26 protein-coding genes are annotated in these 26,935 nt (G+C 61.1%); 14 read left to right on the plus strand and 12 right to left on the minus strand.

From position 1 onward, the window contains the following. Positions 1-23: 23 nt before the first annotated feature. From AC3WVQ_RS18190 to hemE, 7 genes are all read right to left on the minus strand, one after another. The gene (locus AC3WVQ_RS18190) at positions 24-818 is read right to left on the minus strand and encodes a ParA family protein (protein ID WP_060521519.1); all 795 of its coding nucleotides are present in this window, start codon (positions 816-818) and stop codon (positions 24-26) included. Between the two features lie 14 nt (positions 819-832). Beyond that, the gene (gene rsmG, locus AC3WVQ_RS18195) at positions 833-1,474 is read right to left on the minus strand and encodes a 16S rRNA (guanine(527)-N(7))-methyltransferase RsmG (protein ID WP_034800144.1); all 642 of its coding nucleotides are present in this window, start codon (positions 1,472-1,474) and stop codon (positions 833-835) included. Continuing rightward, the gene (gene mnmG / locus AC3WVQ_RS18200) at positions 1,471-3,354 is read right to left on the minus strand and encodes a tRNA uridine-5-carboxymethylaminomethyl(34) synthesis enzyme MnmG (RefSeq protein WP_110819704.1); all 1,884 of its coding nucleotides are present in this window, start codon (positions 3,352-3,354) and stop codon (positions 1,471-1,473) included. Before mnmG ends, rsmG begins: the two co-directional genes overlap by 4 nt. A 90-nt stretch (positions 3,355-3,444) precedes the next feature. Then, positions 3,445-4,773 (minus strand): tRNA uridine-5-carboxymethylaminomethyl(34) synthesis GTPase MnmE, encoded by a 1,329-nt coding sequence (gene mnmE, locus AC3WVQ_RS18205; protein ID WP_110819705.1) that lies wholly within the window; start codon positions 4,771-4,773, stop codon positions 3,445-3,447. Between the two features lie 369 nt (positions 4,774-5,142). Next, positions 5,143-6,408, minus strand: a complete 1,266-nt coding sequence (gene rho, locus AC3WVQ_RS18210; protein WP_089044254.1) for a transcription termination factor Rho — start codon at positions 6,406-6,408, stop codon at positions 5,143-5,145. Between the two features lie 194 nt (positions 6,409-6,602). Then, positions 6,603-7,145, minus strand: a complete 543-nt coding sequence (gene hemJ / locus AC3WVQ_RS18215; RefSeq protein WP_089044253.1) for a protoporphyrinogen oxidase HemJ — start codon at positions 7,143-7,145, stop codon at positions 6,603-6,605. Next, on the minus strand, positions 7,142-8,173 hold the full coding sequence (hemE, locus tag AC3WVQ_RS18220) for a uroporphyrinogen decarboxylase (RefSeq protein WP_110819707.1): 1,032 nt from the start codon (positions 8,171-8,173) through the stop codon (positions 7,142-7,144). The genes hemJ and hemE overlap by 4 nt, the downstream gene beginning before the upstream one ends. A 407-nt stretch (positions 8,174-8,580) precedes the next feature. On the opposite strand from hemE, the gene AC3WVQ_RS18225 reads away from it, so the two are divergent. The 5 genes from AC3WVQ_RS18225 to dnaQ are packed head-to-tail and all read left to right on the plus strand — an operon-like array spanning position 8,581 to position 12,182. Then, the gene (locus AC3WVQ_RS18225) at positions 8,581-9,402 is read left to right on the plus strand and encodes a pyruvate, water dikinase regulatory protein (protein WP_034800138.1); all 822 of its coding nucleotides are present in this window, start codon (positions 8,581-8,583) and stop codon (positions 9,400-9,402) included. Positions 9,403-9,433: 31 nt separating this feature from the next. Continuing rightward, positions 9,434-10,033: a Maf-like protein gene (locus tag AC3WVQ_RS18230; protein WP_060521587.1), complete on the plus strand. Its 600-nt coding sequence runs from the start codon at positions 9,434-9,436 to the stop codon at positions 10,031-10,033. Beyond that, a complete protein-coding gene (locus AC3WVQ_RS18235; RefSeq protein WP_060583740.1) occupies positions 10,026-10,883 on the plus strand; it encodes a shikimate dehydrogenase in 858 nt (285 codons plus the stop codon). The genes AC3WVQ_RS18230 and AC3WVQ_RS18235 overlap by 8 nt, the downstream gene beginning before the upstream one ends. Then, positions 10,883-11,485, plus strand: a complete 603-nt coding sequence (coaE, locus tag AC3WVQ_RS18240) for a dephospho-CoA kinase (protein WP_090295168.1) — start codon at positions 10,883-10,885, stop codon at positions 11,483-11,485. Before AC3WVQ_RS18235 ends, coaE begins: the two co-directional genes overlap by 1 nt. Then, positions 11,478-12,182: a DNA polymerase III subunit epsilon gene (dnaQ, locus tag AC3WVQ_RS18245; RefSeq protein ID WP_060521525.1), complete on the plus strand. Its 705-nt coding sequence runs from the start codon at positions 11,478-11,480 to the stop codon at positions 12,180-12,182. The genes coaE and dnaQ overlap by 8 nt, the downstream gene beginning before the upstream one ends. A 62-nt stretch (positions 12,183-12,244) precedes the next feature. Here the strand turns inward: dnaQ and secB are convergent, their stop codons facing one another. Beyond that, positions 12,245-12,742: a protein-export chaperone SecB gene (gene secB, locus AC3WVQ_RS18250; RefSeq protein WP_060521526.1), complete on the minus strand. Its 498-nt coding sequence runs from the start codon at positions 12,740-12,742 to the stop codon at positions 12,245-12,247. A gap of 181 nt (positions 12,743-12,923) precedes the next feature. Beyond that, on the minus strand, positions 12,924-13,421 hold the full coding sequence (locus AC3WVQ_RS18255; RefSeq protein WP_090295167.1) for an FxsA family protein: 498 nt from the start codon (positions 13,419-13,421) through the stop codon (positions 12,924-12,926). A gap of 130 nt (positions 13,422-13,551) precedes the next feature. Here AC3WVQ_RS18255 and AC3WVQ_RS18260 point away from each other — a divergent pair, with 130 nt between their 5' ends. The 5 genes from AC3WVQ_RS18260 to gyrB all read left to right on the plus strand — a co-directional run bounded on the left by AC3WVQ_RS18260 (position 13,552) and on the right by gyrB (position 18,882). Next, positions 13,552-14,256 (plus strand): Tim44/TimA family putative adaptor protein, encoded by a 705-nt coding sequence (locus tag AC3WVQ_RS18260; RefSeq protein ID WP_034800130.1) that lies wholly within the window; start codon positions 13,552-13,554, stop codon positions 14,254-14,256. Positions 14,257-14,271: 15 nt separating this feature from the next. Next, positions 14,272-15,375, plus strand: coding sequence for a murein transglycosylase A (gene mltA, locus AC3WVQ_RS18265; protein ID WP_090295165.1), 1,104 nt, complete (start codon positions 14,272-14,274; stop codon positions 15,373-15,375). Next, on the plus strand, positions 15,368-15,937 hold the full coding sequence (locus tag AC3WVQ_RS18270) for a Smr/MutS family protein (RefSeq protein ID WP_060609291.1): 570 nt from the start codon (positions 15,368-15,370) through the stop codon (positions 15,935-15,937). The genes mltA and AC3WVQ_RS18270 overlap by 8 nt, the downstream gene beginning before the upstream one ends. Continuing rightward, entirely contained in the window at positions 15,934-16,311 is a 378-nt protein-coding gene (locus AC3WVQ_RS18275) for a helix-turn-helix domain-containing protein (RefSeq protein ID WP_034800122.1), read from the plus strand. The genes AC3WVQ_RS18270 and AC3WVQ_RS18275 overlap by 4 nt, the downstream gene beginning before the upstream one ends. 135 nt (positions 16,312-16,446) lie before the next feature. After that, positions 16,447-18,882: a DNA topoisomerase (ATP-hydrolyzing) subunit B gene (gyrB, locus tag AC3WVQ_RS18280; protein ID WP_034800121.1), complete on the plus strand. Its 2,436-nt coding sequence runs from the start codon at positions 16,447-16,449 to the stop codon at positions 18,880-18,882. 64 nt (positions 18,883-18,946) lie between these two features. On the opposite strand, the gene AC3WVQ_RS18285 is transcribed toward gyrB, so the two are convergent. Beyond that, complete coding sequence (locus AC3WVQ_RS18285; protein ID WP_090295164.1) at positions 18,947-19,543, minus strand: nitroreductase family protein; 597 nt, start codon at positions 19,541-19,543, stop codon at positions 18,947-18,949. Between the two features lie 246 nt (positions 19,544-19,789). On the opposite strand from AC3WVQ_RS18285, the gene gabD reads away from it, so the two are divergent. Continuing rightward, the gene (gene gabD / locus AC3WVQ_RS18290) at positions 19,790-21,244 is read left to right on the plus strand and encodes an NADP-dependent succinate-semialdehyde dehydrogenase (protein ID WP_090295162.1); all 1,455 of its coding nucleotides are present in this window, start codon (positions 19,790-19,792) and stop codon (positions 21,242-21,244) included. A 127-nt stretch (positions 21,245-21,371) separates the two neighbouring features. Beyond that, positions 21,372-22,178: a 4-hydroxy-2-oxoheptanedioate aldolase gene (hpaI, locus tag AC3WVQ_RS18295; protein ID WP_060608968.1), complete on the plus strand. Its 807-nt coding sequence runs from the start codon at positions 21,372-21,374 to the stop codon at positions 22,176-22,178. Here hpaI and AC3WVQ_RS18300 read toward each other — a convergent pair. Both AC3WVQ_RS18300 and AC3WVQ_RS18305 read right to left on the minus strand, forming a co-directional pair. Beyond that, positions 22,172-23,260: a mannitol dehydrogenase family protein gene (locus tag AC3WVQ_RS18300; protein ID WP_110819708.1), complete on the minus strand. Its 1,089-nt coding sequence runs from the start codon at positions 23,258-23,260 to the stop codon at positions 22,172-22,174. The genes hpaI and AC3WVQ_RS18300 overlap by 7 nt on opposite strands. Positions 23,261-23,280: 20 nt before the next feature. Further along, positions 23,281-24,159 carry a GntR family transcriptional regulator gene (locus AC3WVQ_RS18305; RefSeq protein ID WP_034801634.1) on the minus strand — a complete coding sequence of 293 codons (879 nt, stop codon included), beginning with the start codon at positions 24,157-24,159 and terminating at the stop codon, positions 23,281-23,283. A gap of 218 nt (positions 24,160-24,377) precedes the next feature. Here AC3WVQ_RS18305 and AC3WVQ_RS18310 point away from each other — a divergent pair, with 218 nt between their 5' ends. Beyond that, positions 24,378-25,883 carry a UxaA family hydrolase gene (locus AC3WVQ_RS18310; RefSeq protein ID WP_090295158.1) on the plus strand — a complete coding sequence of 502 codons (1,506 nt, stop codon included), beginning with the start codon at positions 24,378-24,380 and terminating at the stop codon, positions 25,881-25,883. A 31-nt stretch (positions 25,884-25,914) separates the two neighbouring features. Beyond that, on the plus strand, positions 25,915-26,934 hold the full coding sequence (locus AC3WVQ_RS18315) for an aldo/keto reductase (protein WP_060608954.1): 1,020 nt from the start codon (positions 25,915-25,917) through the stop codon (positions 26,932-26,934). Position 26,935 lies beyond the last annotated feature (1 nt).

A 26,935-nucleotide genomic window follows, 5' to 3' on the forward strand; every position in this document is an offset into this window, starting at 1 on the left:
GTTAAATTACGCTACCGAAATGATTATGCCGCTTTGCGCTGGCGCTCGCGTTGAATGACTTCGGAGGCCAGTTGCAGATAGGCCTGACTGCCAGCGCACTTCAGATCATAAAGAATGGCCGGCTTGCCATAGGAAGGCGCTTCCGAGACGCGAACATTGCGCGGGATCAGGGTGTGGTAGACCTTGTCGCCGAGATGCGTCCGCACATCGCTAACAACCTGCTGTGCCAGGTTGTTGCGCGAATCGAACATGGTCAGGACGATGCCCTGGATATCCAGGCTCGGATTCACGGTTCGGCGAATCTGATCCACAGTCTCCAGCAGCTGGCTCAGACCCTCGAGCGCGAAGAACTCGCACTGCAGAGGGACAAGCACCGAATGGGCGGCCGCCATCGCGTTCATCGTTAGCAAGTTGAACGATGGTGGGCAATCGACGAGCACGTAGGAATATTCCATCGCGGCGGGGCTAACCAAGGCCTTGCGTAAACGGAAGACACGATCCGGTTCCTGCGAAATTTCCATCTCGACGCCGAGAAGGTCCATGGTCGATGGAATGATCGAGAGATTCGGAACGGCTGTCTGCTGAGCTATCTCGCCGATCCCGTGCGATCCCATCATCAGCTCATAGGATGACAGGTTCCGATCGCGGCGTTGAATGCCGAGCCCGGTGCTGGCGTTGCCTTGCGGGTCCAGATCAACGATCAGAACGTGTTCGCCAATAGCAGCCAATGCGGTCGCCAAATTGATGGCGGTCGTGGTTTTGCCGACGCCGCCTTTCTGATTTGCGATTGTGATGATCCGGTTTTTGCCACCAAACATGTTTCCGCTCGCGATCACTGGGCCCTGCGCGCCAGATTTGCGATCTCGAGCACGACAGAATCCGGCTCGACCACGCTTGGATGTTTTACCAGATCAAACTGATAGCGGCCAACGGCTTTGTCGATTTCGCGCTGGTAATCCCGCCCTTTGTGGAAGTAGGCGACCGCTTTCTGCTCCTTCGCCGTCATCCATGGCGCAGAATAGTCGAGCAGCAAGGTCAAATCCGCGAGCGCGCGCGCCGAAACCGCGTCCGCTCGGGGAATCAATGCGCCTGCTTCTTCGATTCGAACCGGGTGAACCGAGCCGCGCGCACCCGTTTCGGCCAGAGCTACACGCAGAAAGGCAGCCTTCTTGTTGTTGCTTTCAACGAGATGGACCCAACCGTCGCCAAGTTCGGCGAGATAGATCGCCGTGATGACACCTGGAAAGCCGCCACCGCTGCCGAGATCGACCCAGGTCTTCGGACCGGGCGACAACTGCGCGAGCTGCAAGCTATCGACAATGTGGCGACGCCAAAGATCCTCGATCGTGGACGGCGCAACGAGATTGATCGACTTCGCCCACTTCTGAAAGAGCTTGGCAAAATGCTCCAGCCGTTCATTCGTTTCACGTGAAACACGCAGTCCGTTCAACACATCGATTGGACTCGCCTTCATTGTACGCCGGCCTTTTCTTCACGTTCTACCGTTCGGTTCTGTCGCTTCACCCACGCCAGGATCAGCGATGCTGCTGCCGGCGTCATACCATCGACCTTCATCACGTGAGCCAGATTGCGGGGCGCCTGCTGCTTCAGCTTCTGCTTCAGCTCGTTGGAGAGGCCTGAGAGCATATCGAAGTCGAAGCCATCGGGTATGGCGAGATTTTCCTCGCGCTGAATGCCGGCGATATCCGCCGCCTGCCGATCCATATAGACCGCATAGACCGCATCGATTTCAAGCGCCTCAACGACGCGCGGACCAATCGACGACAGCTCGGGCCAGATCGGCTGCAAGCCGGCAATCGACTGATCGGGATAGGACAGGATCTCGAAAGCAGTGCGCCGTTGGCCATCCTGGTTGAGCTTAAGGCCATGACGGTTACCTTCAGCCGGGGTTACCGAGAGGCCTTTCAACAGGGCACGCCCTTCGTCGAAACGCGCGCGCCAATCGACAAAGCGTTCGCGCCGCGCAGCCGAGATGCAGCCGACCTCCATCGCAAGCGGTGTCAGGCGCGCATCGGCATTGTCGGCCCGCAGCGACAATCGATACTCCGCGCGGGAGGTGAACATGCGATAGGGCTCGGTGATCCCGCGCGACGTCAGGTCGTCGATCATGACACCAATATAGGACTGCGTTCGGCTGAACACGATTTCGGGACGGTTGGTCGCGGCCAAGGCGGCGTTCAAGCCGGCAACAAGACCTTGCGCCCCGGCTTCCTCATAGCCGGTCGTACCGTTGATTTGACCGGCGAGGAAAAGCCCTGGCATCTTGCGGACAGCAAGGGTCGCGTTCAGTTCACGCGGATCGACGTGATCGTACTCGATGGCATAACCAGGCTGCAGTATTGCGACATTCTCCAATCCTGGGATCGTCTTGATAAAGGCTTCCTGGATGTCAGCCGGCAGCGACGTCGAAATGCCGTTCGGGTAGATCGTATCGTCGTCGAGACCCTCCGGCTCCAGGAAGATCTGGTGACCATCACGCTCGCCGAATCGTACGATCTTGTCCTCGATGGACGGACAATAGCGCGGTCCGATACCCTCGATCTGTCCGGAGTACATCGCCGACTTGCCGATATTGTCGGTAATAATCTTGTGCGTCTCTTCCGTCGTCCGCGTCACACCGCAATCGATCTGGCGATTCACGATCCCGTCGGTCATGAACGAAAAGGGCACAGGATCTTGGTCTGGACCTTGCCGGCCAACACGCGCCCAGTCGATGGTGCGTCCATCCAGGCGGGCGGGCGTTCCGGTCTTCAGGCGGCCGAGGCGCAACCCAAAACGCAGCAAGGTTCCCGAGAGCCCGACGGACGGTTCCTCACCGACGCGACCGGCCGGTATCTTCTGATCGCCAATATGGATGAGGCCCTTCAAGAACGTGCCCGTCGTCAGAACAACGGAGTTCGCTTGAAAGCGGCGGCCGTCCTTCATGACGACACCGTGGATGCAGCCTTGCTCTTCCAGAAGGTCGAAGGCATCGCCCTCGATAACGGTTAGATTCTCGATGGCAGCGATCTCCCGCTGCATGGCTTCGCGATAGAGGCGGCGATCGGCTTGCGTACGCGGTCCGCGCACCGCTGGACCCTTGCGACGGTTGAGCAAACGAAACTGAATACCGCCGGCATCAGCGACGCGTCCCATCAAGCCGTCCATCGCGTCGATCTCGCGGACCAGATGTCCTTTTCCCAAGCCGCCGATCGCCGGGTTGCAGGACATAACGCCGATCGTGGATGCCTTGTGCGTGATCAATGCTGTGTTGGCGCCCAGACGCGCAGCCGCAGCCGCGGCTTCGCAGCCGGCATGGCCACCGCCAATGATGATTACGTCAAATTGCATCATTGCCTCTTCTCCAGGGTTGACCCGGCACGAATCGTTTCACGTGAAACACAACGAAGGACTCGCACACGTTGTATTGCTCTGGCCTACTGGTTATTTCCCGATACAGAATTCAGAAAATATCACATCGAGAAGGTTCTCAACATCCACGCGGCCGGTTATCCGTCCAATTGCGTCGCCAGCAAGGCGCAACAGTTCCGCGCGTATATCCAGCCCCAAGTCCTGCCTTGCCAAGCTGTCGTCGATCGACCGCTGCGCCTGCCGGAGACTATCGACATGGCGCCGCCGCGAAGGCAGCGACAGCGAGGTCCGCCCACTGAGATCCGGCAGATGCGCCGCGATCGCGTCCAGCAGACCCTCCATGCCTTCGCCGCTTTTCGTCGAGACCAACACATCCGCGGCCCCCTCGCGCCAGCCATCACTGTCGCGATCAAGTTTGGTTCCGACGCGCAGCACGGGCGTCGTGTCGCATGGGAAGTCGGACATGACATCAAAACCGTCCGGCGCATCGGCCAACAGCAAGATCAGATCCGCTCGCTCGATAATTTCTCGTGCGCGACGAATACCTTCTTGCTCTACCTTCTCGTTGGTTTCCCGCAGCCCCGCAGTATCGTAGAGCTTTACCGAGAATCCGGCTAAGGAAAGATCCACGGAGAGAACGTCGCGGGTCGTACCGGCAATCTCGGTGACGATTGCAATGTCACGCTGGGCCAGTGCATTGAGCAAACTCGACTTGCCGGCGTTCGGCGCACCGGCGATGACGATCTTCAGGCCGTCGCGGATGATCTCCGCGATCGGCGCATCGGCAATATGTGCTGCTATCTCTTGCGATAGCATGGACATATCCTGCCAGATGCGCTCGCTGACCGAGCCCGGCACATCGTCTTCATCGGCAAAATCGAGCTCGGCCTCGATCATCGCTCGCGCATGGGTCAAGCGCTTCGCCCAGCCGGCATAGATCTTTGATTGTCCACCGCCGGAGTGTTCGATCGCGAGCCGGCGCTGCATCTCGGTTTCCGCAGCAATCAGGTCGGCGAGACCCTCCACCTCGACCAGGTCAAGCTTGCCGTTCTGGAAGGCGCGGCGCGAGAACTCACCGGCTTCCGCATGGCGCAAACCCTCGAGCTTCGAGAGTTCCTCTAGCAAGGCGTTTACTGCCGCCCGACCACCATGGATCTGAAGCTCGGCGCAGTCTTCTCCTGTAAAGGAGGCAGGTCCGCGAAAATAGAGAACAAGGCCGCTGTCGATGACATCGCCGTTACGGGACCGAATCGATCTCAATGTCGCCGACCGAGGTGTTGGCACACCACCACACAACGCCTGCAACACCGCTTCGGTGCGCCCGCCGCTGATACGCACGACTGCGACGCCGGCGGGAAGAGATCCGCTGGAAAGCGCATAAATCGTGTGCGTCGCTGTCATGGGCTCACCTGAAAAGACCGCGGACACGCAGGGCGCGTCGATGGTCGATGCAATGGGGATCGTCGAAGTTCCGGACCGGATCGTTCCGCTTCGCGGAGCGCGCTCACGCGGGGCAAACGCTATCTCAATGGGTCGGCGTGCTTATGCCGAAAGAATGCCGAAATTTCAAGGCCTCGCCGCATCCTCGTATTTCACGGTGCGCACGTGTTTCACGTGAATCAGCAGAAACGGTGTCTGTCTGATTGCGGGCCTAGTCGGAGATTGTTGCGAAACCGAATCGAATGACCGGAGAATCCGGCTAAGGTTTTGAAACAAGAAAACCGGCCGACGCGTGGTCGACCGGTCCCGAAGTCGGATGATGAACGCGTCTTAGGTGTTCATCGAGTCGAAGAAATCGCCGTTGTTCTTCGTCTGCTTGAGCTTGTCGATGAGGAACTCGATCGCGTCGGTCGTCCCCATCGGCGCCAGAATACGGCGCAGCACAAAGATCTTCTGGAGGTCCTGGCGCGGAACGAGCAGGTCTTCCTTACGCGTACCGGACTTGAGAATGTCCATCGCCGGGAAGATACGCTTGTCGGCCACCTTGCGGTCGAGCACGATTTCCGAGTTACCGGTGCCCTTGAACTCTTCGAAGATGACTTCGTCCATGCGGCTGCCGGTGTCGATCAGCGCCGTCGCGATGATCGTCAACGAGCCGCCTTCTTCGATGTTACGGGCGGCACCGAAGAAGCGCTTCGGGCGCTGCAGAGCATTGGCGTCGACACCACCGGTCAAGACCTTGCCCGATGACGGAACAACGGTGTTGTAGGCGCGGCCGAGGCGGGTGATCGAGTCAAGCAGGATAACGACGTCACGACCGTGTTCCACGAGGCGCTTGGCCTTTTCGATCACCATCTCGGCGACCTGTACGTGGCGGGTCGCCGGCTCGTCGAAGGTCGAGGACACGACTTCGCCCTTCACCGAGCGCTGCATGTCCGTCACTTCTTCGGGACGTTCGTCGATCAGGAGAACGATCAGGTAGCATTCCGGATGGTTCGCGGTGATCGAATGGGCGATGTTCTGCAGGAGAACAGTCTTACCGGTGCGCGGCGGAGCGACGATGAGGCCGCGCTGGCCTTTGCCGAGCGGCGCAACCAGGTCGATGACCCGGGCCGACAGATCCTTCGAGGTCGGAACGTCGAGTTCCATCTTGAAGCGCTCGTTCGGGTAAAGCGGCGTCAGGTTGTCGAAGTGAACCTTGTGACGGATCTTTTCCGGGTCATCGAAGTTGATGGTGTTGACCTTGAGGAGGGCGAAGTAGCGCTCGCCTTCCTTCGGTCCGCGGATCGGACCCTCGACCGTGTCGCCGGTCTTCAGCGAGAAGCGGCGGATCTGGGAGGGCGAGATGTAGATATCGTCCGGACCGGGGAGGTAGTTTGCATTCGCCGAGCGCAGAAAGCCGAAGCCGTCCTGGAGCACTTCAACGACGCCTTCACCGATGATCTCGATATCCTGGGCCGCGAGCATCTTGAGGATTGCGAACATCAGCTCCTGCTTGCGCATCGTGCTGGCGTTCTCCACCTCGAGCTCCTCGGCGAAAGCGAGCAGATCGGTCGGCGTCTTGTTCTTGAGTTCTTGTAGCTTCATTTCAGCCATGAAGGATCCATGTTTGGTATGGGTAGTGGGGAGATGGCGAGTATTCGTTAGGGAGCTGCAGCAGGAAGGGGCAGGCTCTTGTCTTTGTCACAAGCCATGAAGAGGAGATGGCAGAAAATAGCGATTCACGTGAAACCCTGCAAGGGGCTGTCGCAAATTAGAAACGCCTATGACAGGCCGCAAATCGATTAAATTCAGAATGGCTTCACGACGACCATGATGACGATGAGGATCATCAAGAGGGTAGGCGCCTCGTTCATCAACCGCCAATAGCGCGCATCGTGCCTGTTCTCGTCGCGCTGAAAGGCGCGCACAGCACGGCTGAAACGCATGTGGACACCGGTCAGCAGGACCACGAACAGAAGCTTGGCATGCAGCCAGCCACCCTGGAAGCCATAAACGCTCCAGGCCAGATAAAGCCCGAGCACCCAGGAAATCATCATGGCCGGGTTCATGATGACTTTCAGGAGCCGCAACTCCATCATCTTGAAGGTTTCCGACTGGGCGGAGCCGGGCTCCGCATCCGTGTGGTAGATGAACAGCCTGGGCATGTAGAGCAACGCCGCCATCCAGGACATCACGGCGATAACATGCAGCGCCTTGATCCAGAGATAGAGATCATCCGGGCGCCAGACGAACAGACCGACGAGAAGCGCCACGAACGCACCAAGCGCGATCGCTGCCCTGAGCCGCGCCCTGTTGCCCGGCGCCCGGTCGGTCTGCTTCTCCGCCATCACCGCGCTCCACGAACCCGGGCAACCAGCGCCGAGACATGATCGGGATCGGCCTGCGGCGTTATGCCATGGCCGAGATTGAAGATCAGCGGACCGTGACCGAGTGCGTCGAGAATGCGGTCAATGCCTTCCTCAAGCGCCACGCCGCCGGCAACGACCCGCATCGGATCGAGATTGCCCTGTATCGGCCCTTCCTTCTGCAGATCCTTCGCAAAGGAAAGCGGAACGGTCCAGTCGAGACCGATCGCGTCAGCACCGGTCGCCTGCCGATATCCGTTCAACAGCTGCCCCGCGCCCTTCGCAAAGGCGATGATCCTTGCCTGCGGCCGCTGCGCCCGAACGGAGGCGATGATCCGCTGCACCGGCTTGACGGCGTAGCGGGCGAATTCCTCCTCACCGAGAACACCTGCCCAGGAATCGAAGATCTGCACCGCATCGGCGCCGGCATCGATCTGTCGCACGAGATATTCAGCCGATACATCCGCCAGAAAGGCGAGCAGATGATCAAAGGCTTCGGGATTGCGATACGCGAAGAGACGGGCAGGGGCCTGGTCCGGGGTCCCCTGTCCGGCGATCATATAGGTCGCCACCGTCCAGGGAGCGCCACAGAAGCCGAGCAGCGTCGTTTCCGAGGGAAGCTCTGCGCGCAACCGCGAAACCGTCTCAAAGACCGGCTGGAGGTGTTCAGCGATGCCCTCAGGCTTCAGGAGACGGATACCATCATCATTGATCGGATCCATCCGTGGCCCATGGCCTTCCTCGAAGCGCACGTTGCGTTTCAGCGCATCGGGAATGACCAGGATGTCGGAGAAGAGAATGGCGGCATCGAAAGCGTAGCGACGGATCGGCTGCAACGTGACCTCGACTGCGAGATCGGGCGTGTAGCAAAGATCGAGGAAGCTTCCGGCTACGGCGCGCGTTGCCCTGTACTCGGGCAGGTAGCGTCCCGCCTGGCGCATGAGCCAGATCGGAGGAGGTGACACCGTCTTCCCCGCCAAAACCTCCAGAACCTTTCTGCGTGTTTCGGTCACGGATCGTCTCTCCCAATTTAAAATCAAAGATATTTAGAAGGTTTCTATTTCTTAGAGTCGGTGGGTATCAAGGATTAAAACAACGCACTGACTTGTCCACGACCGGCGATCACGACGCCCAGCGAAGGGAGAATGAGTTCGATCTCTGGAAAAACAACGTGGTCAATCTCAGAAAGGCATTTTAAATCAGTTCTTTAAGTCGCGTTCGATTTTTGACGCGCCTGTGGAAAAGCAGTTGATATGCGTGACACTTTGTCCGCGCCGTGAGTCTTGTCCACATCCGCCGCGAAACAATGTCCGCCGCAGCCCCAATTGTGAATAACTCGGCTGTTTTCCACTTGCCTGGATCCAGGCCCCGTCGTTAGCTGTGTTTCATCCCGGCTTATCAACAGCACCAGGAGAATTGCGTGGAGAACAAGAAAAACTACTTCCACCTTCACCTGATTTCGGACTCAACGGGCGAGACTCTGATTGCTGCCGGGCGCGCCGCCGCGGCCCAATTTCAAAGCTCGCATGCGCTCGAGCACGTCTATCCGCTGATCCGGAACCGCAAACAGCTGCTGCAGGTTCTCGACGCGATCGACGGCGCACCGGGCATCGTTCTCTATACGATCGTCGACCGCGAACTCGCCGACATCATCGATCGCCGTTGCCGCGAGATGGGCGTCCCTTGCGTCTCCGTGCTGGATCCCATCATCGACCTCTTTCAGTCCTATCTGGGATCCCCGTCGCGGCGGAGATCCGGTGCTCAGCATGTGATGGATGCGGAATATTTCGCGCGCATCGATGCGCTCAATTTCACCATGGACCATGACGACGGTCAGCTGCCGGCGGATTTCGACGACGCGGATGTCGTCCTCATCGGCATCAGCCGGACGTCGAAGACGCCGACCAGCATCTATCTCGCCAACCGTGGCATCAAGACAGCGAACATCCCGATCGTCCCCGGCGTACCGTTGCCTGAAAGATTGATGGAAGCGACGAAGCCGCTCGTCGTCGGGTTGATCGCGACGGCCGACCGTATCTCGCAAGTGCGCCAGCACCGGGTGCTCGGAACGACGCAAGGCTTTCACGGCGATGAGTACACCGACAAGGCCTCGATCACCGAGGAACTGAAATATGCCCGGTCGCTCTGTGCGCGCAACAATTGGCCGGTCATCGATGTCACCCGCCGTTCGATAGAGGAAACGGCAGCGGCAATCGTTGCCCTGCGTCCACGTCTGCGTTAGAGCGGATTCGAACAATTCGGGAACTTGAATGATGACATCTTCGCTCGTCCTGGCTTCGGCCAGCCCGTTTCGCCGGGCGCTCCTGGAGAATGCCGGCCTGGTCTTTGAAGCGAAGGCAGCCGAGATCGATGAGCGGGCGCTGGAAAAGCCGCTCGAGGATAAAGGCGCTGCGCCCGAAACCGTTGCGCTCGAACTGGCGGAAGCAAAGGCACGCGATGTCGCCAGGTATTTCGCAGACGCGCTGGTGATCGGATCCGATCAGACAATGTCATTGGGGTCGCGGGTCTACCACAAGCCGAAGACCATGGCGGAAGCTGCCGCACATCTGCTTTCGCTCTCCGGCCAGACGCACCGCCTGAACAGTGCCGTCGTCCTTTTGCGTGGCGAAGATGTCATCTGGCGCCATGTGTCTTCCGCCCACATGACCGTGCGCCCGCTGACGGCAGATTTCGTCGAGCGTCATCTAGAGCGTGTCGGCGAAAAGGCGCTTTCGAGCGTCGGCGCCTACCAGCTGGAAGGCGAGGGCATCCAGCTCTTCGAAAAGATCGAGGGCGACTACTTCACCATCCTCGGTCTCCCGATGCTGCCGCTGCTTGCCAAACTCCGTGAACTGGGAACGATCGATGCGTGATTCACGTGAAACATTTGTTAACCACGCCTTCGTCACCGGCTATCCGATCAAGCATTCCCGGTCGCCGCTGATCCACGGCTATTGGCTGAAACAGCTCGGTCTGCCCGGCAGCTATCGAGCGCACGAGGTCAAGCCGGAAGAATTCGCCGCCTTCATTGCCAGCCTCAAGGACGGGACATCCGGTTTCTGCGGTGGCAATGTGACCATCCCCCACAAGGAAGTGGCCTGTCGGCTGGTGGATCAGCCGGATGAGCTCAGCCAGGAACTCGGCGCCGCCAACACGCTGTGGGTTCAGGACGGAAAGGTGCATGCCACCAATACCGACGGCCGCGGCTTTGTTGCCAACCTCGACGAGCGGGCGGCCGGCTGGGACCGGACGTCGACGGCAGTCATTCTCGGCGCCGGCGGCGCAAGCCGGGCGATCATCCAGGCTGTTCGTGATCGCGGCATCAAGACGATCCATGTCGTCAATCGCACCGTCGAACGGGCGCAGGAACTTGCCGACCGGTTCGGTCCGGCGGTGGAAGCCCATCCGATGGGCGCACTCAAGGACGTGATGACCGGCGCAGGCCTGTTCATCAATACCACCTCGCTCGGCATGGACGGCAGCGAAGCACCGGCGATCGACTTCGGCGTTATGGCTTCGAGCGCAGTCGTCACGGATATTGTCTATGTTCCGTTGAAGACGCCGATCCTGGCGCAGGCAGAGGTGCAGGGCCTTGCGATCGTCGACGGTTTGGGCATGCTTCTGCACCAGGCGGTGCCCGGCTTCGAACTCTGGTTCGGCTGTCGGCCGATGGTGGACGCCGACCTTCGACAATTGATTATCGACGACATGGACAGGCACTGATGATTATCCTTGGGCTCACCGGATCGATTGCCATGGGCAAGTCGACGACCGCCCAGATGTTTCGCGACTTCGGCGTGCCGGTGAACGATGCCGACGAGGTCGTGCATCAGCTCTATAGCGGCGAGGCGGTGGCGCCGGTGGAAGGGGCGTTTCCCGGAAGCACGAAAGATGGAAAAGTCGATCGCACCGAACTCTCGCGCCAGCTCATGCAGGCGCCGGAACGGCTGCGCGAGCTTGAGGCGATCGTCCATCCGCTGGTGCGCGGCAAGGAGCAGGAGTTCCTCGCGGAAAACCAGGCCGCCAGCGCGCCCTTCGTCGTCCTCGACATTCCTCTCCTGTTTGAAACGGGTGCGGACAAGCGGGTCGATCGCGTCGTCGTCGTGACCTGTTCGGCCGAGCTGCAGCGCCAAAGGGCGCTGAAGCGCCCAGGAATGACCGAGGAAAAACTTGCGATGATCCTTGCGCGTCAGGTGCCGGACAGCGAAAAGCGTAAACGCGCCGACTACATCATCGATACCAGCGACAGTTTCGACGTCACCCGGGGCCAGGTGAAGGCCGTCGTCGACCAACTCGCAGCCAGCAACGGAGACGCGGATGCGTGAGATCATCTTCGATACGGAAACGACAGGCCTCGACAATCGCGAGGACCGGGTGATCGAAATCGGCGGTGTCGAGCTCGAGAACCAATTTCCGACCGGCCGTACGCTGCACATCTATATCAATCCCGGCAACCGCAAGGTTCACCCGGATGCGCTCGCCATCCACGGGATCACCGACGAGTCCCTGAAGGACAAGCCGCCATTTGCCGATGTGGTCGACCAGATCCTCGAGTTTTTCGGCGACGCCCGTTGGGTCGCTCACAACGCCACCTTCGACATGGGCTTTATCAACGCCGAGTTTGCGCGTCTGGGCATGCCGCCGATCGCCATCGAGCGTGTGACCGACACGCTGGCGCTTGCCCGCCGCAAACACCCGATGGGGCCGAACTCGCTGGACGCGCTTTGCCGTCGCTACGGTATCGACAACTCGCACCGCGCCAAGCACGGCGCGCTTCTCGACTCCGAACTGCTGGCGGAAGTCTACATCGAGATGATCGGCGGCCGTCAGGCAGCACTCGGCCTTGTGTCCAGCAGATCGACCGATCAGGCAATCGAACTCGACGACGCGCCGATCCTTATCGGCCAGCGGCCGCGTCCTTTGCCGAACCGGCTCTCGGAGGCGGACCTCGCCGCCCACGCGGCGTTGATCGCGAAGATCGGCGCCAAGGCGATCTGGGCAAAATACGACCCCCAGGACTAAGGCAGATACGAAAAAGCCCGGCACATTGGCCGGGCTTTTCGTTTCAGCAATCTGAAATTCGATCAGTTTGCGGTTTCGTTCGAAACCTGGGCGCGGACCTTTTCTTCGGCCATGCGCTGAGCGAACATCTGCGCGAAATCGATCGGATCGATCATCAGCGGCGGGAAGCCGCCGTTGCGGGTTGCGTCGGCAACGATCTGACGGGCGAACGGGAACAGCAGGCGCGGGCACTCGATGAAGAGCAGCGGCAGCATGTGCTCCTGCGGGAAACCGGCAACGCGGAAGACGCCGCCATAGGCGAGCTCGACGTTGAACAGGACGCGGTCGCCGTCCTTGGCTTCTGCGTTCAGCGAGAGCACGACGTCGAAATCGTTCTCTGCGAGCGGGTTGGCATTGACGTTGACGTTGATATTGATCGACGGCGCCTTGTCACGGGCTTGCAGCGAACGCGGCGCGCCCGGGTTTTCGAAGGAAAGGTCCTTGATATACTGGGCGAGGATGTTCAGCGTCGGGCTCTGCTGCGCGCTGCCGTTGCCGTTGGATGCGGTATCAGTCGTCATAAGGGTTCCTCGACAAAAATAGGTGAGGCCATCTAGCATTTCGGCCTAGGGCTTACAACCCTGCGGGCCCGGCGCTTTCCAGCGGGCGCTGGGTTTCTGCTCCAAGCGGAAAGCTGAAAGCATGCTCCGGAATATGGGCGATAGAGTGCCGTTCGCGCATTCTGTCACCGTGGCCTCTTGGCTAGGGCTGGCGGCGATCGCCGACCTGTGGCGGATCCTCGTCGTCCGTTCGCGAGAATTCGCCCTCGTCGAGATCGATGACGCGCGGCGAGGGGCGCGGTTCGTGCGGCCGTGTCCAGCCGGCACCGGATGCCGCGGTCACGATCGTCATTCGCTTGCGCAGGAAACCGGCAACCGCATTTCGAACGAAAGGCAGAAACAGCAGGAGGCCGATCACGTCGCTGACGAAGCCCGGCACCACCAGCAGGATCGCCGCGACGAACAGCAATGCGCCGCCAAGCACCTCCCGGCCCGGGTCGCTACCTTTACGCGTGGCGTCCTGCATTCGCCGAATGACGGTAAATCCCTGGACTCTCAGCAGGATAACGCCGACAAATGCACTGGCAAGAACCAGCAGCAACGTCATCAGGAGGCCGATCTCCCGGCCGACGACGACAAAACCGGCGATCTCGGCCAGCGGAAGCCCTAGGATGGCAAAGGGGATAAGAAATGAACGCATCGATGCTGCCCGAAAATGAAACCTGGTGTCACATCCCCGTCTAAGGGTGCGACATCGCCATTTGAATGATCTATCCTTGCGGACTATATGGAATAGCCACGAGAAATTCTAACAGCGGTTCCGGGTGGAAATGGGCTCTTTTGACTTCATCACGTTTTTTTTCCTGATCGCCGCGGTGGTCATTTTCCTGCAACTGCGCAGCGTCTTGGGCCGCCGGACCGGGAGCGAGCGGCCGCCGTTTGATCCGTATTCGCCACGCGACATGAGCCAGGGGCCGGAAAACGGCGACAAGGGCAAGGTCGTGCAACTGCCGCGCCGCGAGAATGCGGACGAAGAAGCAAACCGCTACGAAATGATCGACGCTTTCGCCAAGACCGGAACGACGCTCAACACCCAGCTGCGGGCGCTGAGCGACGCGGATCAGGGTTTCGATCCCAAGGAATTCGTCAACGGCGCCAAGATGGCCTACGAGATGATCGTCATGGCTTTCGCGGACGGCGACCGAAAGACGCTGAAGAATCTGCTGTCCCGCGAGGTCTATGAGGGCTTCGACGCGGCGATCACCGATCGCGAGCGAAAGGGCGAAGTCGTCAAGTCCACCTTCGTCGGCATCGACAAGGCAGATATCATTCACGCCGAAGTGAAGGACAGCGAAGAGAACATCACCGTTCGCATCGTCAGCCAGCTGATTTCGGCGACCTATGACAAGCAGGGCGGTTTGATCGACGGCGACGCCGAGTCGGTTGCGGAGGTCAACGATCTCTGGACCTTCGCGCGCGACATTCGTTCGCGGGATCCGAACTGGAAGCTGATCGCCACCGAATCCGAAAACTGAGCGGACGCGGTACCGATGTCCTATCGATTTGAGCCAGCCCGTTTCGCCGAGCTTCCGGGCTGGCAGCATGATGATCCGACCGCGGTGATCGAGGCGATGCGTCGCTGTCACCAGCATGTCTCGACGGCCAAACCCTATCGCACGGGTTCTCTCGGGATTTCAGTCGACGATCTTTTGCCGGCCTTCTCCGCCTCGCGGCAGCAGGTTGGTAGCGGAGAGAACGCACGGGCGTTTTTCGAAGCGCATTTCGTCCCCTTCCGGATCGTGCCCGAAACGGGTTCCGGTTTTGTCACGGCCTTTTACGAGCCCGAGATCGATGTCCGCACCGAAGCGGACGAGACCTATCGTTATCCGCTCTACCGCCGACCGGACGATCTGGTCGATGTTCACGATGGCAACCGGCCGGAGGGCATGGATCCCTACTTCGCCTTCGGTCTCTCCGAGGGTGGCCGGATCAGCGAGTATCCGGACAGGCAAGCGATCGAGCAGGGCCATCTGGCCGGCCGCGGCCTGGAGATCGCCTATGCGAAGTCCAAGGTCGAGGTCTTCTTCGTTCATGTGCAGGGTGCCGCACGGCTCCGCTTCCCGGACGGTTCGCGTCGCCGTGTCACTTATTCGGCCAAGACCGGGCACTATTTCTCAGCCGTTGGCAAATTGCTGATCGAGCGCGGCAAGATCGATGCCGCCACCGTTTCGATGATGAGTATTCGCGACTGGCTGGAAGCGCATCCCGAAGAGGTCGATGAGGTTCTCTGGCACAACCGGTCATTCATCTTCTTCCGCGAGGCAGACGTCGAGGACGAGCGGCTGGGGCCGATTGCCGCCGCCAAGGTCTCGCTCGAACCGAACCGCTCATTGGCAGTTGATCGGCTGATCCACACCTTTGGCGTTCCTTTTTTTATCGCGAGCGAGAGCCTGACGCGGCTCGATGACGGAAAACCCTTCCAGCGTCTGATGCTGGCGCTCGATACGGGCTCGGCGATCGTTGGCCCAGCCCGCGGCGATATCTTTACCGGATCCGGTTTCGAGGCCGGTGAGCGGGCCGGAGCGGTCCGCAACGCGGCCGACTTTTACGTCTTCGTTCCCAAGGCGGCCGCGGCCCGTTACGGCCATGGCTAAGGACAAGAAACTTTCGGCCGAGGATCGCATTCTCTGGGGAAAGGTTGCCCGTTCGGCGAGACCGATGCCCGGTCGGCTCGCCGACCTGATGGAGATTCTGGCCGAGGACGAACAGGCAAAACCTCCGGAAGAGGCGAAGGGCAAGCAGCGGCCGCAACAGCCGGCAACAGCTCTCGAGCAGCCGGGCATAGCGCTGACGAAGAAGCTCGGCGAAAAAGTGCATCATCCACTGGAGCGGCCGGTCAAGCGCAAGCTGGCAAAGGGGCACCTGGTGCTTGAGGGCCGGATCGACCTGCACGGCATGATCCAGAGCGAAGCGCACGGACTTCTTCTGCAGTTTCTGCTGCGGGCGCACGAGCGGGGGCTGCGACATGTGCTCGTCATTACCGGCAAGGGCACCTCGTTCGGCAGCGACGGCGCCTTGAAGCGGGCGGTGCCACTCTGGTTCTCGCTTCCCGAATTCCGGCCGCTGATTTCGTCCTATGAGCCGGCCGCCCGTAACCATGGCGGCGACGGCGCGCTCTACGTCCGCCTGGCGCGGGTGAGAGGCAGCGCGCTATGACGCCCTTCGGCCAGGCTCTGCGCGACCTCAGGCGCCGCAAGGGCGTGTCGCAGAAGGAGATGGCAAAGGCGATCGGCGTCTCGGCCGCTTATCTCTCGGCGCTCGAGCATGGAAAGCGCGGTGCGCCGAGCTTCGACTTCCTCCAGCGCGTCACCGGTTACTTCAACGTGATCTGGGACGAGGCGGAGGATCTGTTCCGCATTGCCAACGTCTCCTCGCCAAAAACGGTGCTCGACACGTCGGGTCTGACGCCGGAGCACACGGCCTTTGCCAACCGATTGAGCGAACAAATTCGCGCTTTGTCTCCGGAGACGATCCGCAAGCTGCAAGATGTTTTGGAAAAAGCCACATTTCCTGATAATGACAGGGGATGAATGCTTGTTTCCGGCCGCCGCGCGGCGGTCCGGGATTTGGAACCCTGGACAAATTTTCTATAGTCCAAGAGGCGTCCGAGACGTGATTCGCAACGAATCACCATGTCCGAAGAACCTGGAAAGACCCGTAGCTGAATGACCGACAATCCTGAGACCGAAACCGGCGCCAGCGCCGAATATGGTGCCGATTCCATCAAGGTGCTGAAGGGCCTGGATGCCGTACGCAAGCGGCCGGGCATGTATATCGGCGACACCGACGACGGCTCCGGTCTGCACCACATGGTGTACGAGGTGGTGGACAACGCGATCGACGAAGCGCTTGCGGGCCATGCCGACATCGTGACGGTGTCGCTCAATCCGGACGGCTCGGTGACGGTAACCGACAACGGTCGCGGCATCCCGACTGACATCCATAAGGAAGAGGGCGTCTCGGCGGCCGAGGTCATCATGACCCAGCTGCACGCCGGCGGTAAGTTCGACCAGAACTCCTACAAGGTTTCGGGCGGCCTGCACGGCGTCGGCGTGTCGGTGGTCAATGCGCTTTCGGTTTCGCTCAAGCTGAAGATCCGGCGCGCAGGCAAGATTCACGAGATGAGCTTCACCCACGGTGTCGCTGACGGCTCTCTCGCCGTTACCGGCGACGCCGGCGATGAGACCGGGACCGAGGTGACGTTCCTGCCGAGCAGCGAGACCTTCACCAAGACCGAGTTCGACTACAACACGCTCGAGCACCGCTTGCGCGAACTCGCGTTCCTGAATTCAGGCGTTCATATCATCCTCACCGACAAGCGCCATTCGGACATCCGCCAGGACGAGATGATGTACGAGGGCGGTCTTGAGGCCTACGTCGCCTATCTCGACCGCGCGAAGAAGCCGCTGGTGCACAAGCCGGTATCGATCCGCGGCGAGAAGGACGGCATCACCGTCGAAGTGGCGATGTGGTGGAACGACAGCTATCACGAAAACGTGCTCTGCTTCACCAACAACATCCCGCAGCGCGACGGCGGCACGCATATGGCGGGCTTCCGTGGCGCGTTGACCCGGCAGGTCACGTCCTATGCCGATACGTCCGGCATTACAAAGAGAGAAAAGGTCACGCTCCAGGGCGAGGACTGCCGCGAAGGCCTGACGGCCGTACTCTCGGTCAAGGTTCCCGATCCGAAATTCTCGTCGCAGACCAAGGACAAGCTGGTGTCGTCGGAAGTGCGACCGGTGGTCGAAAGCCTCGTCAACGAGGCGCTCAGCACCTGGTTCGAAGAACATCCGACCGAAGCCAAGATCCTCGTCGGCAAGGTGGTCGAAGCCGCTGCCGCCCGCGAAGCTGCCCGCAAGGCGCGCGAACTGACGCGCCGCAAGGGCGCGCTCGACATCTCGTCGCTGCCGGGCAAGCTGGCGGACTGCTCCGAGCGTGACCCGGCAAAGTCCGAAGTCTTCCTGGTGGAAGGGGACTCGGCGGGTGGTTCGGCCAAGCAGGGCCGGTCGCGCGAAAACCAGGCGATCCTGCCGCTGCGCGGCAAGATCCTCAACGTCGAGCGTGCGCGCTTCGACAAGATGCTGTCGAGCCAGGAAATCGGTACGCTGATCACCGCGCTCGGCACGTCGATCGGCAAGGACGAGTTCAACGCCGACAAGCTGCGTTATCACAAGATCATCATCATGACGGACGCCGACGTCGACGGCGCCCACATCCGCACCCTGCTGCTCACCTTCTTCTTCCGACAGATGCCGGAACTGATCGAGCGCGGCCACATCTACATCGCCCAGCCGCCGCTCTATAAGGTGACGCGCGGCAAGTCGGCGCAGTATCTGAAGAACGAGCAGGCGCTCGAAGACTACCTGATTTCGATGGGTCTCGAGGAAGCGACGCTGCAGCTTGAATCGGGCGAAGTCCGTGCCGGGCAGGACCTGCGCGAGGTGATCACCGATGCCCTGCGCTTGCGTAACCTCATGAACGGGCTTCACTCGCGCTATAATCGGGCGATCGTCGAGCAGGCGGCCATCGCCGGCGCGCTGAACGTCGAGCTCAACGGCCAGCGCGACGAGTACGAAAAGACCGCCGCCGAGATCGCGCGGCGTCTCGACGTGATCGCCGAGGAAACCGAGCGCGGCTGGACCGGCACAGTTACCAGCGAAGGCGGGTTGCGGTTCGAACGCATGGTTCGCGGCGTCAAGGAATTCGCCGTACTCGACATGGCGCTGATCGGTTCGTCCGATGCCCGCTATATCGACCAACTGGCATCAAAGTTGAAAGAGATCTACTCGGCACCGCCGGTATTGCGTCGCCGTGACGGCGCGCAGGAGGTCAGCGGCCCGCGTGCGCTTCTCGACGCGATCTTTGCCGCTGGGCGCAAGGGCCTGTCGATGCAGCGCTACAAGGGTCTGGGTGAGATGAACGCCGAGCAGCTCTGGGAAACGACGCTCGATCCGAACGTCCGCTCGCTGCTGCAGGTCCGGGTCACCGACGCCACCGACGCGGATGGCCTGTTCTCGCGTCTGATGGGAGACGAGGTTGAGCCGCGTCGCGAGTTCATTCAGGAGAATGCGCTGAGCGTCGCAAACCTCGACATCTGATCGAGGCCCATGCAGAGACATAAAGAAAATCCCGGCCTCAGAGCCGGGATTTTTCGTTGGCGCTTCATTCGCCCTTGAACTGGCCCTCGAAGGCGAATTCGCCGACCGGCTGGCGTTGGCTCGGGATTTCGCGTGCGCGCAGATCGTCCGGCAACGTCGAGGAATCGGCAAGCCGGCCGATCGCAACGGCGGCTTCGACCCGGTAGTGTTCGGGAACATTCAGGGCGTGCATCGCCTTGTCGCGATCGATACCGGCCATGCCATGGGTGTGCCAGCCCGCGAGCGAGGCCTGCAAAGCGAGGCTGTACCAGGCCGCCCCAGTGTCGAAGGCGTGGGTATAGGCGTGCCGCATCTCGCCGTTCTGCGCTGCATTATGCGTTCTTGAAATCACGATCAGAAGTGCTGCCGCGTTCTTCGCCCAGCGCTGGTTTCCCTCGTCGAGCGTGTCGAGCAGCACCGGGAAGCGATCTGTGCCGCGGCGCGCATAGATGAAGCGCCAGGGTTGACGGTTGCTGGCAGACGGCGCCCAACGCGCCGCTTCGAAGAAGGAAAGCAGGGTTTTTTCGTCGATTTCCTCATTGGTGAAGGCGCGGGGCGACCAGCGCTCGATGAACATGGCATCGATCGGATGGTCAGCTTTTCTGTTGTCGGTCGCCGTCATGGACAAGCCTCTTCTCGGTGTCGCGTGAACCTGGGAATGCCGCTGGACCGACTGGCGGCCCATGGTTTGATTCGTTTCGAACGCTACATGAGGACGGATGGCGAAGAAACGGGTTGGATACATGGAAACGTGAGCGCCCGCGCGCCTTGTGCGCCTCAGGAAATTGCAGAAACGGCGACTCGAGGTCATTGCCGTTTCCAAAAAAAAAGTTGTATAAGTTCTGTAGGATTTGAGAGAGGACGGATCATGTCGTTTAAAGACCCATCATTGTTTCGCCAGGCAGCCCTCGTTGGCGGCGAGTGGATCGAGGCGGACGCGGCAAACGCGATCGAGGTGAACAACCCGGCGACGGGCGAAATCATCGGCCGGGTGCCGAAGCTCGGCGCCAAGGAAACCAGGGCTGCGATCGAGGCCGCGCGCGTGGCCCAGAAGACCTGGGCAGCGCGCACGGCCAAGGACCGCGCCGGCGTGCTGCGCAAGTGGTTCGAGCTGATGATCGAGAACAAGGACGATCTCGGCCGCATCCTGACGCTGGAGCAGGGCAAGCCGCTCACTGAGGCGACCGGCGAGATTGTCTACGGTGCAAGCTTCGTCGAGTGGTTTGCCGAAGAGGCGCGCCGCATCTATGGCGACCTGATCCCCGGCCATCAGCCCGACAAGCGCATCCTGGTCATGAAGCAGCCGATCGGCGTCGTCGCGGCGATCACGCCCTGGAACTTCCCCAATGCGATGATCACCCGCAAGGCCGGCCCGGCCTTTGCCGCCGGCTGCGCCATGGTGTTGAAGCCGGCTGCCCAGACGCCGTTCTCGGCGATCGCGATCGCCATTCTGGCCGAGCGTGCAGGCCTGCCGAAGGGCCTCTTCAGCGTCATCACCGGTTCTGCCCGTGAGATCGGCGCCGAGATGACCTCGAACCCGGTCGTGCGCAAGCTGACCTTCACCGGCTCGACAGAAGTGGGGGCCGAGCTCTATCGCCAGAGTGCTGCCACCATCAAGAAGCTCGGGCTGGAACTCGGCGGCAATGCGCCGTTCATCGTCTTCGACGATGCCGATCTCGATGCCGCCGTCGAAGGCGCGCTGATCGCCAAGTTCCGCAACAACGGCCAGACCTGCGTGTGCGCCAACCGCATTTATGTGCAGGACAAGGTCTATGATGCCTTCTCCGACAAGCTCGCCAAGGCGGTCGCCAAGCTGAAGATCGGCAACGGTCTCGACGAAGGCGTGATCCTTGGCCCGCTGATCGACAAGGCGGCGCTGGAAAAGGTCGAGGAGCATATCGCCGATGCGGCGTCCAAGGGTGCGCGGGTGATCCAGGGCGGCAAGCGTCACACGCTCGGCGGCACCTTCTATGAAGCGACGGTTCTGGCCGACGTCACCCAGGCGATGGCGGTTGCACGCGAGGAAACCTTCGGGCCGGTCGCCCCGCTCTTCCGCTTCACCGACGAGGCGGATGTCGTCGAGCAGGCCAACGACACCGAGTTCGGTCTCGCGTCCTACTTCTACGCCAAGGACCTGGCGCGGGTGTTCCGGGTCGCCGAAGCGCTGGAATACGGCATGGTCGGCGTCAACACCGGGCTGATCTCGACGGCGGAAGCGCCGTTCGGCGGCGTCAAGCTTTCCGGACTTGGCCGCGAGGGCTCGCGCTACGGCATCGAGGAGTTCACCGAGATCAAATACGTCTGCCTCGGCGGCGTTGCGTAAGATACGGTACCCAATCTGAAAAACCGGCCGGAAAGTTCTGGCCGGTTTTTTTCTTTGCCGGTAGAAATCTCGTGATTGCGGGATTGAGGCATCGCTCGTCCCGTCGCATAGCAGGAGGAGACGACCCATGCCGGCACCGAAGAACCCTTTCAAAGCAGCCCTGCGCGAAAACCGCTTCCAGCTTGGGCTCTGGGTGGCGCTAGCCAGCCCCTATGCGGCCGAAGTGGTGTCCGGCAGCGGCTATGACTGGCTGCTCATCGACGGCGAACATGCGCCGAACGATATCCCGCTGCTGTCCGCACAGTTTCGTGCCGTCTCCGCATCGGCGAGCCACCCGATGGTTCGCCTGCCGGTGGGCGATACCGTGCTGATCAAACAGATCCTCGATACCGGCGTGCAGACCCTCCTGATCCCGATGGTCGAGAGCCTGGCGCAAGCGCAGCAGTTGGTGCGCGCCACCCGCTATCCGCCCCATGGTATTCGCGGCGTCGGCGCCGCCCTCGGGCGGGCCTCGGAGTTCGGCCGCATCGGCGACTATCTTCAGACCGCCGGCGACGAAATCTGCCTGATCCTGCAGATCGAGAGCCGCGCAGGTCTTGCCGCCATCGACGAGATTGCCGCGCTCGATGGCGTCGACGGCCTGTTCATTGGCCCCTCCGATCTGGCGGCCGACATGGGTTACCTTGGCAAGCCGGGTCATCCGGAGGTGCGCGCGGCGATCGCCGACGCGTTTGAGCGCATCAAGAAGGCCGGCAAGGCGCGGGGCATCATGACGCTCGATCTCGAACAGGCGCGAGACTATCGCGAGATGGGCGCCGATTTCATGGCGATCGGCACGGATGTCACCTCGCTCGTGCGCGCGACGACGGCATTACGCCAGGAGTTTCTCGGCGAGGCGACGTCGGTTCCGAAAAAGCAGGAATCCGGCTACTGATCGCAGATTGCCTGGAGCTCGGGCATGGCTACGCCGGGGCTCCAACGCCGCAAATCGACGATCCGCCGTTCGATCTTTTCGCGATGATGATTGGCGATATCGCCTAGGCGGTGGTTGAGGAACGGGTTTCTGAAGCGTTCCAGCGTCGCGGTCACGTAGTCTGCCGCTTCGCTCTCCAGGCCTTTTGCGGCAAAGGCGGGGATCACTTCGGATTGGTAGATTTTGTCCAAGTGCGCGGCGATGCCGGGGTCGGCCAGGATTTTCCGAACGGTCTCGTTCTGGCCGCGACCTTGCCTAAGCCAGAGCTCGGCGAGCACCGTGTGGCCGAGATTGAGAATGTGAAGCTTCAGCTTCTCGTAAGGCGTCAGGTCATCCACGAGCTTCACGCACGGATGGATGCAAGGGAGCCGCAGGCCGGACTGGTTTTCGATCGCCCAGAGCGCATAAGGTTCGGCAATTGCACCAGCAGGCTCGAGCGGCTCGGAGACGATGCGGTCGACCAGCGTGTTGGCCCAGACGACATCCTTGTCCAGCCAGTCGATAAAGGCGCTGTTTCCCATCCGCTCCGCCGCGAGCCGCAGCATCAGCGCCTTCAACACGTCGCCGTTGCGCGACACGAGCTCGCAAGGAAGAATCGTCAGCGGGCGTCGGGCCGCGTCGAAACGCGCCTTCAAGAGCAGGAGCAGCTTACCCGGAAAGGAAAGCGGAATGTCGGTTATCAGGTCGTTGTCGCCGACCTGGTAACCCGTGTCGCCGGTGTTGGAGATCAGGATTTCGGCTTCCTCGGCGATAATCGCCCGGATCTCGCTCCAGTTTTGGGCGGTCGAAAGCGCGCGCGCCACGCTTGTCACTCGCTGCGTCGCGTTGATCGTCTCGCCTTCCTGGATGCCACGGATGATGACGGGAAAGCCTTCCGGCCGGGCAAGGGCTGTAAGGCGTCCAGACCGTTCGCTCGAACCTGTCGTTTGCACGATCGTGATCGGACCGGGCGCTTCCCCCTTTTTCAGCGCTTCGCTGATGAAGAGGTCGGCATGCGCCTGAAGGAAACGGCTCGTCCCGAATTGCACGATCGGCGTCGGCATGCATAGGCTCCGATAGCTGGCTATGGAATGGATTGGAGCAGGGTTTCGCGAGCGGACTGAAGGTGTCGCCGGCAGGCCTGTTCCGCCTTGGCCGGGTCGTGCGAACGCAGTGCTTCGATATAGGCGAGGTGTTCTTCGAGCGCGCGGGCGTTGCGCTGGCGGGCATTCGTCTTGTTCCACTGGTAGTGATAGTGGAAGACGATCGCGATGATGTCGTAGAAATCGACGATGAACCGGTTGCTCGATGCCTTGTGTACCAGCAGGTGAAACTGCTCGTCGAGCTCGGAGAACTCCCGGTAGCGATTGTCGATGTCGGCGAGGATGTCCCGGTGCAGAGCCTCGATCTCCCGAAGCTCATCCCACGCCGGATGGTTGTCGGGCAAAGAGACAAAGCGCGCGGCCGAGCGCAGTTCGAACATCTCGCGCACTTCCGTCAGTTCCAGCGCGAATTCGCGGGTGAAACCCTTGAGGATCCAATGGCTGTTCGGCCGCTTCTCGATCAGGCCGAAGCGGCTGAAGCGGATCAGGAATTCACGCACGCTGGTCGTGCCGGTTCCAATGTCGCGCGCCAGTTCCAGTTCGTTGATCTGCATGCCCGGCTCGGCGCCGCCGGCGAGAATCCGGCGCATGAAGCTGCGCTCGATGATCTCGGCGAGTGAATCCGTCTCTTCCGTCGGAAAATAATCGTCGGGCCGGGGTTGTCGCAGCACGCTCTTTTTGCGCTTGTCCCAGGCAATCAGCTGCAGTTCCTCGAAGCGGCTGAGGATCGCGCGCACCGTCGTCCGGCTGACGCCGAGCATCTGTCCGAGTTCTGGCTCGGAGGGCAGCGAGGATGTGTCCGCCAGCAACTTCAGGCAGCGGTTATAGGCATCCTTGAAGACGGTGTTCTGCTTTGCCATGGGCGACGTCCGGATCGTTCGAAGTTTTCTGCGCTTACGCGGAAGGCTCCTCTATCTCGTCGCTCCGGTTTTGTCTGCGTCTGTCATCCACATCTGTTCCTCCCAAGTCGCTCCGCGGCGTCTCGGCCTGCCGCCGATGTTTTCGCTATAATACCCATTGACGGCTATCTGTCTATTGTAGATAAAAGACAGAACGAAAATCATTTGGGAGAAACCGGGTGTCTGCGCCGTCCACCATCCTGCTCGCACCGGAGGACAATGTCGTCGTGGCGACGCTGGCCATTGCCGCTGGCGACGCCCTGCCGAACAATGTTCATGCAGCAGCGAAAGTCGATGCCGGCCACAAGATCGCGATCCGCCCGATCCGCGCCGGCGAGCCGGTCTTGAAATACGCCCAGGCGATCGGCCGGGCGACCGCCGATATCGCGCCGGGCGACCACGTGCACTCCCACAACCTCGCCTTCGACAAGGATCGCTTGGCGATCAGCCCACAGGGGGTGCCGGAAGCGGCAAGCGATGCCGACAAGGCCCGCACCTTCATGGGCTATCGAAGAGGTGATGGCCGGGCAGCGACGCGCAACTACATCGGTGTCGTCGCCAGCGTGAACTGTTCCACCACGGTCTGTCGCGCCATCGCCGAGGAGGCGAACAGGCGCATTCTCCCGAGATATGAGGGTATCGATGGTTTCGTGCCGATCGTGCACGATCAGGGCTGTGGCATGTCCTCGACCGGCGACGGCATGGCCAATCTGCACCGCACGCTCGCCGGCTACGCCCGCCATGTCAATTTCGGCGGCGTTCTGATGGTCGGCCTCGGCTGCGAGGTCAACCAGTTGACGCTCTATGGTCAGAGCGGCGGCGGCGCGGAGAAACGTCATTTCAACATCCAGGAAGCCGGCGGCTCGCGTCGATCCGTTGAAAAGGCGCTGGGCATTCTCGAGGAAATTGCGGCCGAAGTCGGCAAGGAACGTCGTATTGCGATCCCGGTCAGCGAGATCATCGTCGGTTTGCAATGTGGCGGTTCGGATGGGCTTTCGGGCATCACCGCAAATCCGGCGCTGGGTGCTGCGGTCGATATCCTTGCCGCGGCCGGCGGCACGGCGATCCTCTCCGAGACTTCGGAAATCTATGGCGCCGAGCACCTGTTGCGCAGCCGTGCAGTCAACGAAGCAGTGGCGCTGAAACTTGATGGGCTGATTGCCTGGTGGGAGAGCTATGTGGCGATGCATGGCGCCTCGCTCGACAACAATCCTTCGCCGGGCAACAAACGTGGTGGCCTGACCACGATCCTCGAAAAATCGCTCGGTGCCGTCGCCAAGGGCGGCCGCTCGCCGCTGAACGCGGTCTACCGTTATGCCGAACGCGTCACCGAGCACGGGCTCGTCTTCATGGATACGCCTGGCTACGACCCGGTATCGGCCACTGGCCAGGTCGCCGGCGGCGCCAATGTCATTGCCTTTACCACCGGTCGCGGCAGCTGTTTCGGCTGTCGGCCCGCGCCGTCGATCAAGCTTACCAGCAACACGGCGCTCTACCGGGCGATGGAAGAGGACATGGATATCGATTGCGGCGTGATCGCTTCGGGGGAGGCGAACATTGCCGGGCTTGGCCGCGAGATCTTTGACCTGATCATCGAGACCGCTTCGGGCCGCAAGACCAAGAGCGAGCTTTTCGGCTACGGCGATAATGAGTTCGTGCCCTGGCATCTGGGCGCAACGCTCTAATTACGTAGGCCTTGGAGGAGGAAACGGGGAAATGCAGACGAGACGGATCGGTCGAACCGACCTATCGGTGACCGAGTTTAGCTTCGGCGCCGCCGGTCTTGGCGGCCTCTACCGCGAATGCACCCGCGAGTCGGCGATGGCGACCCTGGACGCTGCCTGGCAGTCGGGCATGCGCTACTTCGACGTTGCGCCCTTCTACGGCCTCGGCCTTGCCGAGCGCCGCGTCGGCGACTTCCTGCGCGATAAGCCGCGCGACCAGTTCGTGCTTTCCACCAAGGTCGGCCGTCTCCTGCATCCGGTGCCGCAAGACGAGGTGCCGGACTATTCCTATGTGAAGCCGCTCAATTTCGACGTCACCTACGACTACAGCTATGACGGCATCATGCGCTCGGTCGAGTTCAGCTACGCCAGGCTCGGGCTCAACCGCATCGATATCCTCTATGTGCATGATATCGGCGTCTATACCCATGGCGCCGCCCGCAATGCGATCTATCTGCGGCAATTGCTGGAGGGCGGCCTCAAGGCGTTGGAGGAGCTGAAATCCTCGGGAACGATTGCGGCCTATGGTCTTGGCGTCAACGAGGTGCCGGTCTGTCTCGACGTCCTGCGCCAGGCCGATCTCGACTGCATCCTGCTCGCTGGGCGCTATACCTTGCTAGACCGATCGGCTGTCGCCGAACTGCTGCCGCTCTGCGAGAAGAAGCAGACTTCGCTCGTCGTCGGCGGGGTCTTCAATTCGGGCATCCTGGCGACGGGACCGGTCGAAGGCGCGCATTTCGACTACATGCCGGCAACGGAAGATATCCGGCAAAAGGTCGGTGCCATGGACGCGGTCGCCCGCGGCATGAACGTGCCGCTTGCCGCACCCGCCATGCAGTTTCCGCTCGCCAGTCCGCAGGTCGCCTCGGTGCTGCTCGGCACCGCCAAGCCGCAGAGCCTGGCGCGCAACATGGCGCTCGTCGAGCACCGGTTTTCCGCCGCCGATTTCGCCGCCTTCGAGCCCTTCACACTGGTCGCACCGGAGCTCGGGGACGAGCCGGTTCGGGTTTAAC

This window comes from Ensifer sp. EB106-05-01-XG146 (assembly GCF_058791875.1).